Origin of the sequence: Cellulosimicrobium cellulans (assembly GCF_001722485.1) — a bacterium.
Taxonomy (GTDB): Bacteria; Actinomycetota; Actinomycetes; order Actinomycetales; family Cellulomonadaceae; genus Cellulosimicrobium; species Cellulosimicrobium cellulans_A.
Window position 1 is genome coordinate 16,541 of record NZ_LWGL01000003.1, and the last position, 11,334, is coordinate 27,874.

The following is an 11,334-nucleotide window of genomic DNA, read 5'->3' on the forward strand; positions in this document are numbered from 1 at the left end:
GAAGGCTCCCGTCGCCGTCCGATTCGACGGCGCAGCCCTCGCCCCGGGACGATGGGGCACGGATCGGGCGACGGGCCCGGAGGACGGAGAACCAGTCGCGTGACCGATCGCGGAGCCCTGGACCCGGTGCCCCCTGCCGGGGCCGTGCTGGTCCTCGACCTGACGCGGGACGCCGTCGTGCACCAGGACGAGCGCGCCCGCCGGCTGGCCCCCGGCGTCGCCGCACCGGCGCCCGCGCTGGAGTGGGCACGCTCCGCGGACCTGCGCCACGCCGACGACGGGCTCCCCGTGGACCTGCGCAAGGTGGCGACCGGTCCCTCCGACGGGCTCGCCGTGACCGCCGCCGCGCCGGACGGCGTCGCCGGCAGGGTCCGCTGCGTCCTCACCAGCACCGGTCCGGCCGGCGGCGACGGCACGTTCGCCGTCGTCGTCCTGGAGCCCGTCGACGCGGGCACGCTCGAGCGCCGGGCGGTCCTCGCGAGCGACCTGTCGTTCACGATCGCCGACGCCCGGCTGCCCGACGTGCCGCTCGTCTGGGTGAACCCCGCGTTCACCGCGACCACGGGCTACTCGGCCGAGGACGTGCTCGGGCGCAACTGCCGGTTCCTCCAGGGGCCGGGGACGGACCGCGCGACCGTCGACCGGGTGCGCGAGGGGATCGCCGCCCGCACCACGGTCGGCGAGACCCTCCTCAACTACCGCAAGGACGGGACGCCGTTCTGGAACCAGCTCGTCCTGTCGCCGATCACCGACGCGCGCGGCGACGTCACGCACGTGGTCGGTGTCCAGGCCGACGTGACGGCACGCATCGAGAGCGAGCAGGCGCGCGACCGCCAGCTCGACGACGTCCGTTCGCGCAACCGCCGCCTGAGCACGTCGATGGACATCACCCAGCACCTCACGCAGATCCTCGACGTCGACGCGCTGCCCCGGGAGGCGGCCGCCGTGTTCGCGTCGGCCTTCGCCGCGTGGGCCGTCGTCATCACCTACCCGGGCGGGCGGCCGCGGGCGGACGTCGCGACGTCCGACCCGGCGCTCGACGACGCCGCGCGCGTCCTGTCCGCGAGCGCCGGCTGGGCCCACCGCTCGACGGCCGCGACCGACGTGCTCGACGGCGGCTCTCGCTTCACGCAGCCGTTCGACATCACGCCCGACCTGGTGCCCGAGGACGCCGCACCCGCGGAGCTCGCAGCCATGCAGGCGCTGGGCCTCGGCTCCGCGATGACGGTCGCCCTGCGCGCCCGGGGGCGGATCTCCGGCGTCGTGGGGGTCGTGAGCCCCGAGCCGGACGCCTTCGGCCCGCAGGACGCCGCGATGCTGGAGGACCTCGGGCAGCGCGTCGGGCTGATCCTCGACAACGCGCGGCTCTACGCGGCGGAGCACGAGGCGGCGCGCGCCCTGCAGGAGCGCATGCTGCCGACGCTGGCCGACGTCGAGGGCCTCGACGTCGCGGTGTCGTACCGCCCGGCGTCCGACGGCGAGCAGGCGAGCGCCGCCGTCGGCGGTGACTGGTTCGACGTGCTGGAACGGCCGGACGGGACGGTCGCGCTCGTGGTGGGCGACGTCGTCGGGCACGACATGCACGCGGCGGCGTCGATGGGCCAGCTCCGGTCCGTGCTGCGCACGGTCGGCTGGGACCTCGAGGACCCGGCGGAGGTGCTCGGTCGCGTCGACCACCTGGTGACGGTGCTCGACCTCGCCGACATCGCGACGTGCACGTTCGCGTCTCTCGGCCCTGCGGCGGCCGACGGCACGCGGAGGCTCGCGTACTGCCGCGCGGGCCACCCGCCGCCGCTCCTCCTCCGCCCCGACGGTGCGGTCGTCGCGCTCGACGGCGCGCTGACGACGCCGGTGGGCGTGCCGCTCGTGGACACGGTGACCTCCGCCCACGTCGACGTCCCGGCGGGCTCCGCCCTCGTCCTGTACACCGACGGTCTCGTGGAGTCGCGCGCGCGGGACCAGCGCAGCGGGATCAGGGACGTCGTCGCGGCGCTCGAGGCCGCCCCCGCGGGCCTCGACGCGGCGGGTGTCCGCGACGTCGTCCTCACCGCGGCGGGCAGCGGCCGCCAGGAGGACGACCTGTGCGTCCTCGTGGTGCGCACCGCGGCCGGGAGCGGCTAGCGGGCCGCCGCGTCGCGGTCGACGAGCGCCGGGTGGCGCGGGTCGTCGACGCGCACGACGACGTCCGCCGTCCCTTCGGGGTCGGTCTCCGCGGCGTAGCGCGCGTACGCGTCGAGCGTCCAGGCGTCGTCGGGCGGCGTCCGGCGAGCGATCGTCGTGGCGCGCACCGCGAGGTGGACGGTCACGTCGAGCGGCAGCCCGTGGCCGAGCGCGAGGGACCCGTCCAGCACGACGACCAGCCCCGGCTCCGCGTCGGCGTAGGGCGCCCGCGTCGCGCGGTCCGTCTCGGGGTCGCGCAGGCTCGGCAGGTACCGTCCGCTGCCGGCCGGACCGACGGCGTCGAGCACCTCGCGCCGCAGGCCCGCCACGTCGATCCGGTCCTCGAGCAGCGCGTCGGGGTCCGTGCGCCCGCGCTCCAGGCGCAGCGACGCGGGCCGCCAGAAGTCGTGCACGTGGATCCGGGCGACCGGCCGCCCTGCCGCCCGCAGCGGGTCGACGAGCGCGTCCGCGAGCGCTGTGGGGTTCGTGGTCGGGTGCCCGTCGACGAGGACGCGCAGCGCGAGCCCCGGGACCGGCTCCGCGAGGACGCGCCCGACGACGCGCTCGACCAGGACCTCCTCGCTCACGGGCTCGACACGCACCCGGCCAGCATGGCACCTCGCGGTGCCGGCCGGACCGCCGGGACGTGCTCGAGCCGCCTTCGGCACCTGCCTCGCGGGCTCTCCGCCTCGTCGTCCGGCGACGCCCCGGCGCCGCGTGCCGGCAGCGCGCGAACCCGGACGCGCACGCGCAGGAGGCGGACGGTCACGACGCCGCGTGCCGCGAAGGTCGTCGCCCGCCGGGTCAGGGCGCGGACGGCGGGGTGGTCAGACACGGTCGTACGTGAGGACGGCGTTGCCACCGTCGAACGTCGTGACGTGCGCCAGGTCGAACGTCGTGGGGCGGAAGCCGACCGACCCGAAGGCCGTACGACCGTCGCCCGCGACCACCGGGTACAGCTTGACCACCAGGCGGTCGATCTCCCCGAGGAGGGCCCCGGCGAGGACACCACCGCCCGCCAGGTAGATGTCGAGCGGCGAGCTCTCGGCCTTGAGCGCCCGCACGAGCCCCACCGGGTCGTCGCGCACGACGGTCACCGCGGGGTCGAGCTCGGGCTGCGTCGTCGACACGACGTACTGGCGCAGGTGCGCGTACGGGCTGGTGATCCCCAGGTCGAGCGCGGGCTCGTACGTGCGCCGGCCCATGATCACCGTGTCGAACGACCGGTTCGGCTCGCCGTCGATACCGAGCTGGCGGCGCCCGTGCGTCGGCAGGACGTCGGGGTGGTTCTCGATCATGCGGGCGCTGTAGGCGTCGGAGGACGGGTAGAAGTCGACCTCGTCGTCGGGACCGGAGATGCGTCCGTCGATCGACAGGGCGACGAAATAGGTGAGTCGTCTCATGGCTCGAGCCTCGAGGCCCGCGCGAACGGGATCAATGACACTTCCCTGGATAATCGATCACGCCGGATGAACGATCCTGGCCCCGGACGACGACGTGCTCGGGACGAGGGACGAGAGGTGACGGTGGACCTACGAGACATCGAGATCTTCCTGACGCTGGCCGACGAGCTGCACTTCGGGCGGACCGCCGAGCGGCTCCACGTCTCCCCCGCTCGCGTGAGCCAGGCGATCAGCCGGCAGGAGCGGCGCATGGGCACCGTGCTGTTCGAGCGCACGAGCCGGCGCGTGGAGCTGACGCCCGTCGGGGCACGCCTGCGCGACGACCTGCGTCAGGGGTACGAGCTCATCCAGTCGGGCATCGCGGCGGCGTCCCGCGCCGGGGAACGCCCGACCGGGACGCTGCGGCTCGCGGCGATGGGCATCATCGGCCACGAGATGCTCCCCGTGGTGAGAGCCTTCACGGAACGCCACCCCACGTGCTCCGTCGAGCAGCGCGAGTTCCACTTCTCCGACCCGTTCGGCGGGCTCCGCGGGACCGACGCCGACGTACAGGTGATGTGGGCACCCGTGCGCGAGCCCGACATCGTCGTCGGGCCACGTGTGCTCACGGAGGGGCGTGTGCTGGCGGTGCCCGCGGCGCACGAGCTCGCGGGTGAGGACGCCGTGTCGATCGAGGTGCTCGGCGACCACACCGTGGTCGACGTGGGCCCCGGCGTCCCCGGCTACTGGGAAGACGCGATGGTGCCCCGCCGGACGCCGTCGGGCCGGCCCGTGCTGCGGGGTCCCGAGGCGCGGACGTTCCACGAGGTCTTGGCCGTGGTCGCCTCCGGCGAGGCGGTCACGCCGCTCAACGCGCACGTGCGGCGCTACTACTCGCACCCGGGCGTGGTCTACGTGCCGATCACCGACGTCCCCGACACCGAGTGGGTCCTCACCTGGCTCCGGGGGCGGGAGAGCCCTGAGGTGCGCGCGTTCGCCCAGACGGCTCGCGAGCTGGGCTCGCGGGCCGTCTGACGACGCCCGCCCAGGGATGTCGACGCGGTCGGGCTCGAGCAGGACGGCTCGATGCCCGGCGCAGCAGCGACGACCATGACCCCGCGCGCACGTAGCGCCACGAAGGATCCACCCGGCCGTGCCGTCCGCCGCTACCTGCCGCAGGCTGGGCCACCGCTGGTCACCATGCCGCGAGACGTCGAGGCGACGGTGGCCGCATGGGCGGATCGCCGGGCGGCCACAGTCCGGGTGGCGAGGGCAGATCCTCGGGCGCCGCACCCACGCGGTGGCGTGCGGGTACGGTGAGCGACGGCCTCCCCTCGTGCCGACCGGCCGAGGGCGAGCGAGGCCACGGCTCGACGAAGGGTGCGACGATGCAGTTCAGCACGGTAGGGCTCGCGCTGATGGTGAAGGACCCGACCGCCGCGGGGCGGTGGTTCGCCGACCACCTCGGCTTCACGGTGGTCGCCGACCTCGGGTGGTACGTCACCACGCGACACGACGCGCACGAGAACCTGAGCGTCGACTTCATGACCCCCGACGCGCACGCCTGGCCCGAGCGCGTGCGCGGGCAGGCCGCGGCGGGCACGCTCCTCGCCTTCCTCGTGGACGACGTCGACGCCGAGGCGCGGCGTCTCGGGGCGGAGGGCGTCGAGGTGCTCCTCGCCCCGGTCTCCGAGCCGTGGGGGCAGCGTCGCGTGCAGGTCGCCGGGCCCGAGGGGGTCGTCGTCGAGGTGCTCCAGGTCGTCGAGCCGGACCCCGCGTGGATGGCGGCGAACGGCTTGGCAGCGCAGGACTGACCGGTCAGGGACGGGCGTGCTCCAGCGGGACGAGGCGCGTGAGCTGGGTGACGTGCCGCGGTTCGAGCTCGGCGATGCTCGTGACCTGGAGCAGCTTCATGGTCCGCTCGACCTGCTCCGTGAGGATCTGGATCGTGCGGTCCACCCCCGCGCGGCCGCCCGCCATGAGGCCGTAGAGGTACGCGCGGCCGATCAGGGTGAACCGGGCGCCGAGCGCGCACGCCGCCACGACGTCCGCGCCGTTCATGATGCCCGTGTCGACCATGACCTCGACGTCCGTGCCGACCTCGCGCACGACGCGCGGCAGGAGGTGGAACGGCACCGGGGCGCGGTCGAGCTGGCGGCCGCCGTGGTTGGACAGGACGATCCCGTCGACGCCGAGGTCGGCGAGGCGCTTGGAGTCCTCGACGTTCTGCACGCCCTTGACGACGAGCTTGCCCGGCCAGATCTCGCGGATGGCGTCCAGGTCCGCGAACCCGATCGACGGGTCCATCGCGGAGTCGAGCAGCTCGCCGACCGTGCCGCCCGTGGAGGTGAGCGAGGCGAACTCGAGCTTCGGCGTCGTGAGGAAGTCGAACCACCACCACGGGCGCGGGATCGCGTCGGCGATCGTGCGGAGCGTGAGCTGCGGCGGGATGGAGAACCCGTTGCGCTTGTCGCGCAGGCGCGCGCCCGCGACCGGGGTGTCGACGGTGAACATGAGTGTGTCGAAGCCGGCAGCCGCCGCCCGCTCGGCGAGCGCGAAGGAGATCTCGCGCCGGCGCATGACGTAGAGCTGGAACCAGTTCCGGCCGTGCGGGTTCGCGGCCTTGACGCCCTCGATCGACGTCGTGCCGAGCGTCGAGAGCGTGAACGGGATGCCCGCCGCCCCCGCGGCACCCGCGCCCGCCGTCTCGCCCTCGGTCTGCATGAGTCGCGTGAACCCGGTCGGCGCGATCCCGAACGGCAGCGCCGACGGCCCGCCCAGCACGGTCGTGGACGTGTCGACCGTCGAGACGTCGCGCAGGATCGACGGGTGGAACTCGACGTCGAGGAACGCCTGCCGGGCGCGGGCGAGCGAGATCTCGTTCTCCGCCGCGCCCTCGGTGTACTCGAAGGCGGCGCGCGGGGTGCGGCGGCGGGCGACGTCGCGCAGGTCCTCGATCGTCAGGGCCGCGTCGAGGCGGCGGCGCAGCGGGTCGAGCTGCGGCTTCTTGAGCCGCACGAGCTCGAGGAGGTCGCGCGGGTCGGGGAGCTGTCGGGCGGTCACCGGTCACCTCGGGGGTCGAGTCGGACGGGGGCGAAGGCGGACGCGACGAGCGCGCGCAGGTCGTCGAGGCCGCCGCGGACGAGGCCCGCCGCACGGGTTTGGACCAGCACGTTACCGATCGCCGTCGCCTCGACGGGACCGGCGAGCACGGGCAGGCCGGAGCGGTCGGCCGTCGCCTGGCACAGGAGCGTGTTCTGCGCTCCCCCGCCGACGACGTGGATCGCCGAGACGCTCCGGCCGGCGAGCCGGGCGGCGGTGTGGACGGCGTCGGCGAACCCCTGGGCGAGGCTCTCGACGATGCTGCGCACGACCTCCCCGCGCGTCGCGGGGACGGGCCGGTCGTGCTCGCGGCACCAGTCGGCGATGCGCGCGGGCATGTCGCCGGGCGGCAGGAACCGGGGGTCGTCGACGTCGAAGACCGCGACGGGGCCGGTCACCGCCGCGGCCTCGCCGAGCAGCTCCTGGAGCGTGCTCGAGCGCTGGGCCGCCGTCGCGGCGCGGTCCCACGTGCGGATCGACTCCGACAGCAGCCACAGGCCCATGACGTTGTGCAGGAACCGGGTGCGCCCGTCGACGCCGCCCTCGTTCGTGAAGCCGGCAGCACGCGCCTCCTCGGTGAGCACCGGGGCGTCGAGCTCGAGCCCGACGAGGCCCCACGTGCCGCACGAGACGTACGCGACGTCCGGCTCCGTGCTCGGCACCGCGACGACCGCGGACGCCGTGTCGTGCGACCCCACGGCGACCACGGGGACGTCGCGCCCCACCACCGCGGCGACCTCGGGCGTCATCCGGCCCAGCGGGGTGCCCGGGTCGACGAGAGGCGCGAGGACGCGCGCCGGGACGCCGACGAGCGCGGCGAGCTCGAGGTCCCACTCCCCCGTGCGCGGGTCAAGCAGGCCCGTGGTCGACGCGTTCGTGCGCTCGGTCGCCTCGGTGCCCGTGAGCCAGTACGCCAGGAGGTCCGGCACGAGGAGCAGGCGGTCCGCGAGGTCGAGGACCGGCCCCTCCGCCGCGAGCTGGAACAGCGTGTTGAATGGCAGGTGCTGGAGGCCGTTGCGCCCGTAGAGCTTCTCGGGGCCGATCACGCCGTGCACCCGCTCCACGCCGGCCGCCGTGCGGTCGTCGCGGTAGTGGAACGGCACGCCGAGCAAGCGGCCGTCGCGCAGAAGGCCGTAGTCCACCGCCCACGAGTCGATCCCGACGCTCTCGAGCGCGCCGGACGTCTCGCGCTCGGCCGCCGCGACGCCGTCGAGCACCTGCCGGTACAGCTCGAGCAGGTTCCAGTGCAGGCCGTCGCGCGTGCGGACGGGCTCGTTGACGAACCGTGCGACGTGCCGCAGCCGCAGGTCGCCGCCGTCGACGTGCCCGACGATGACCCGGCCGCTCGTCGCGCCCAGGTCGACGGCGGCGACGCTGCCGGCCCGCGCGGTCACCGGAGGAACGCCGCGGCCACGCCCGAGTCGACCGGGACGTGCAGGCCGGTGGTCTGGGACAGGTCCGGACCGGTGAGCGCGAGGACGGCGGCGGCGACGTGCTCGGGGAGCACCTCGCGCTTGAGCAGCGTGCGCTGGGCGTAGAACGCGCCGAGGTCCTTCTCCTCCACGCCGTAGACCGCCGCGCGCTGGGCGCCCCAGCCGCCGGCGAAGATGCCGGACCCGCGCACGACGCCGTCGGGGTTGACGCCGTTGACGCGGATCTGGTGCTCGCCGAGCTCGGCCGCGAGGAGCCGCACCTGGTGGGCCTGGTCGGCCTTCGTCGCCGAGTACGCGATGTTGTTCGGGCCCGCGAAGAGCGAGTTCTTCGACGCGATGTAGACGATGTCGCCGCCCATGCCCTGCGCGATCATCGCGCGCGCGGCCTCGCGCGCGACGAGGAACGAGCCCTTGGCCATGACGTCGTGCTGCAGGTCCCAGTCCGCCTCGGTCGTCTCCAGCAGCGGCTTGGAGATCGACAGCCCGGCGTTGTTGACGACGAGGTCGACCCCGCCGAAGGCGAGCGCCGCGGCGTCGACCATCGCGGCGACGTCGGACGCCGACGTGACGTCGCCGCCCACGGCGACCGCGACGTCGGGCCCGCCGAGGGCCTCGGCGACCTCGCGCGCGCCGTCGAGGTTGCGGTCGGCGACGACGACGCACGCGCCCTCCGCCGCGAGCCGCTCGGCGATCGCCTTGCCGATCCCGGACCCGCCGCCGGTGACGAGCGCGACGCGCGTCGCGAGCGTCTTCGGCCTCGGCATCCGCTGGAGCTTGGCCTCCTCGAGCGCCCAGTACTCGATGCGGAACTTCTCCGACTCCTCGATGGGCGCGTACGTGCTGATCGCCTCGGCACCGCGCATGACGTTGATCGCGTTGACGTAGAACTCGCCCGCGACGCGCGCGGTCTGCTTGTTGCGCCCGAACGAGAACACGCCGACGCCCGGGACGAGCACGATCGCCGGGTCGGCACCGCGGATCGCGGGGCTGTCCGGGGTAGCGTGCCGGTCGTAGTACGCGCGGTACGCCTCGCGGTACGCCGCGTGCGCCTCGCGCAGCGCCGCGACCGTGTCCTCGACCGACGCGTCGGCCGGGACGTCGACGACGAGCGGGCTCACCTTGGTGCGCAGGAAGTGGTCGGGGCAGCTCGTGCCGAGCGCGGCGAGCGGTGCGAGCTTCTCGCGGGCCAGGAAGTCGAGCACGACGTCGGAGTCGGTGAAGTGCCCGACCTGCGGCGCGTCGGTCGACGCGAGCCCGCGGACCGTCGGGGCGAGCGCCGCCGCCTTGGCGCGGCGCTCGTCCTCGGGCAGCGCCTCGTAGCCGGCGCGGACGGCGCCGAACGGGTGCTCGGCGCGCTCCGCCGTCCGGCGCGCGATGAACTCCTCCGCCGTGCGGACGATCCGCAGCGAGCGCTCCTCCGCCTCGGCCGACGTGTCGCCCCACGCGGTGATGCCGTGCCCGCCGAGGACGCAGCCGATCGCCTGCGGGTTCTCGGCCTTGATGGCGGCGATGTCGAGCCCGAGCTGGAAGCCGGGACGGCGCCACGGCACCCACACGACCTCGTCGCCGAACACCTCGCGGGTCAGCGCCTCGCCGTCGGCCGCGGTCGCGAGCGCGATGCCCGCGTCCGGGTGCAGGTGGTCGACGTGCGCGGCGTCGACCAGGCCGTGCATGGCCGTGTCGATCGACGGCGCGGCGCCGCCCTTGCCGTGCAGGCAGTAGTCGAACGCGGCGACCATCTCGTCCTCGCGCTCGACCCCCGGGTAGACGCCCGTCAGCGCGCGCAGGCGGTCGAGGCGCAGCACCGCGAGGTTCTTCTCCGTCAGCGTGCCGAGGTCGCCGCCGGAGCCCTTGACCCACAGCAGCTCGACGTCCTCGCCCGTCACCGGGTCCGTCGCCGTGCCCTTCGCCGACGTGTTGCCGCCCGCGTAGTTCGTCACGCGTGGGTCGGAGCCGAGCCGGTTCGAGCGCGCGACGAGGTCCGCGACCGTGGTCGTCGTGGTCGTGCCGGTCATCTCATGCTCCCCATCCGGCCTGCGTGCCACCGACACGCTCGGCCACGATCTTCTCGGTGTAGCCCGACGCCGCGAACGCGGCCATCGGGTCGGGCGCGAGGCCCTGCTCCTCGCGCAGGTCCGCGAGCAGCGGCCGCACGTCCGTGCTGTAGGCGTCCATGAGCACGCCGTTCGCGGCGAGGACGTCGCCGGAGACCTGCGCGGCCTCGAGCGCCTCGGCGTCCACGAGCAGCGCCTTCGCCGTCGCCTCCTGGACGTTCATCACGGACCGGATCTGCCCCGGGATCTTCGCCTCGACGTTGTGGCACTGGTCGAGCATGAAGTTCACGCCGCTGTCCGGGGCCAGCGCCCCGGCCTGGACGATCTCGTGCATGATCCGGAAGAGCTGGAACGGGTCCGCGGCGCCGGCCATGAGGTCGTCGTCGGCGTAGAACCGCGAGTTGAAGTCGAACGCCCCGAGCCGGCCCTGGCGCAGGAGCTGGGCGACGATGAACTCGATGTTCGTCCCCGGCGCGTGGTGACCCGTGTCGAGCACGACCTTCGCCCGGTCGCCGAGCGCGAGGCAGTGCAGCAGCGACGTGCCCCAGTCGGGGATGTCGGTCGCGTAGAACGCCGGCTCGAAGAACTTGTACTCGAGCACGAGGCGGTTCTCCGGGTGCGCGGCCGTGAGGGCCGCGTAGACCTCCGCGAGCGAGTCCGCGAGGCGGTCCTGGCGCGCGCGGATCGAGTCCTGGCCCGGGTAGTTGATGCCGTCGGGCAGCCACAGCTTGAGCTCGCGCGAGCCCGTCGCCTCCATGACCTCGATGCACTGGAGGTGGTGCGCGACCGCCTTCTTGCGCACGACCGGGTCCGGGTGCGTGAGCGAGCCCAGCTTGTAGTCGTCGTCCTGGAACAGGTTCGAGTTGATCATGCCGATCGACACGCCCAGGTCGGCCGCGTGGCGCGACAGGTCCGCGTAGTCGTCCACGAGGTCCCACGGGATGTGCAGCGACACGCGCGGCGCGATCCCCGTGTACCGGTGGACCTGCGCGGCGTCGGCGATCTTCTCGTACGGGTCGCGCGGCACGCCCGGCTGGGCGAACACCTTGAAGCGCGTCCCGGAGTTCCCGAACGCCCAGGACGGCAGCTCGATCGTCTGCTGCCGCAGCGCGGCCCGTGCCGCCTGGACGCGGGCCTCGGTGCCCTCTGTCGTGCTCATGTGCTTCTCCCCTTCGAGGCGGCCGAGGCCGCTTCCCGCGCCGT

At 74.2% G+C, this 11,334-nt stretch carries 9 protein-coding genes; 3 read left to right on the plus strand and 6 right to left on the minus strand.

Translation table 11 applies throughout. The features are described 5' to 3' along the window. Positions 1–99 precede the first annotated feature (99 nt). Complete coding sequence (locus JZ5iCDA_RS00885; protein ID WP_171905260.1) at positions 100–2,121, plus strand: SpoIIE family protein phosphatase; 2,022 nt, start codon at positions 100–102, stop codon at positions 2,119–2,121. Here the strand turns inward: JZ5iCDA_RS00885 and JZ5iCDA_RS00890 are convergent. Beyond that, the gene (locus JZ5iCDA_RS00890; protein WP_069385392.1) at positions 2,118–2,762 is read right to left on the minus strand and encodes a uridine kinase; all 645 of its coding nucleotides are present in this window, start codon (positions 2,760–2,762) and stop codon (positions 2,118–2,120) included. The two genes, JZ5iCDA_RS00885 and JZ5iCDA_RS00890, sit on opposite strands and share 4 nt — an antisense overlap. Before the next feature lie 225 nt (positions 2,763–2,987). Next, positions 2,988–3,563 carry a dihydrofolate reductase family protein gene (locus tag JZ5iCDA_RS00900; RefSeq protein ID WP_069385394.1) on the minus strand — a complete coding sequence of 192 codons (576 nt, stop codon included), beginning with the start codon at positions 3,561–3,563 and terminating at the stop codon, positions 2,988–2,990. Between the two features lie 123 nt (positions 3,564–3,686). On the opposite strand from JZ5iCDA_RS00900, the gene JZ5iCDA_RS00905 reads away from it, so the two are divergent. Continuing rightward, complete coding sequence (locus JZ5iCDA_RS00905; RefSeq protein ID WP_069385431.1) at positions 3,687–4,577, plus strand: LysR family transcriptional regulator; 891 nt, start codon at positions 3,687–3,689, stop codon at positions 4,575–4,577. 353 nt (positions 4,578–4,930) lie between these two features. Next, positions 4,931–5,356, plus strand: coding sequence for a VOC family protein (locus JZ5iCDA_RS00910; protein WP_069385432.1), 426 nt, complete (start codon positions 4,931–4,933; stop codon positions 5,354–5,356). A 4-nt stretch (positions 5,357–5,360) separates the two neighbouring features. On the opposite strand, the gene JZ5iCDA_RS00915 is transcribed toward JZ5iCDA_RS00910, so the two are convergent. Genes JZ5iCDA_RS00915 through rhaI form a run of 4 tightly spaced genes read right to left on the minus strand, consistent with a single transcriptional unit; the run spans position 5,361 to position 11,290 of the window. Then, a complete protein-coding gene (locus JZ5iCDA_RS00915) occupies positions 5,361–6,605 on the minus strand; it encodes an alpha-hydroxy acid oxidase (protein ID WP_069385395.1) in 1,245 nt (414 codons plus the stop codon). Continuing rightward, complete coding sequence (locus JZ5iCDA_RS00920; RefSeq protein WP_069385396.1) at positions 6,602–8,038, minus strand: rhamnulokinase; 1,437 nt, start codon at positions 8,036–8,038, stop codon at positions 6,602–6,604. The genes JZ5iCDA_RS00915 and JZ5iCDA_RS00920 overlap by 4 nt, the downstream gene beginning before the upstream one ends. After that, complete coding sequence (locus JZ5iCDA_RS00925) at positions 8,035–10,092, minus strand: bifunctional rhamnulose-1-phosphate aldolase/short-chain dehydrogenase (RefSeq protein WP_069385397.1); 2,058 nt, start codon at positions 10,090–10,092, stop codon at positions 8,035–8,037. The genes JZ5iCDA_RS00920 and JZ5iCDA_RS00925 overlap by 4 nt, the downstream gene beginning before the upstream one ends. A gap of 1 nt (position 10,093) precedes the next feature. Beyond that, the gene (rhaI, locus tag JZ5iCDA_RS00930; protein WP_069385398.1) at positions 10,094–11,290 is read right to left on the minus strand and encodes an L-rhamnose isomerase; all 1,197 of its coding nucleotides are present in this window, start codon (positions 11,288–11,290) and stop codon (positions 10,094–10,096) included. Positions 11,291–11,334 lie beyond the last annotated feature (44 nt).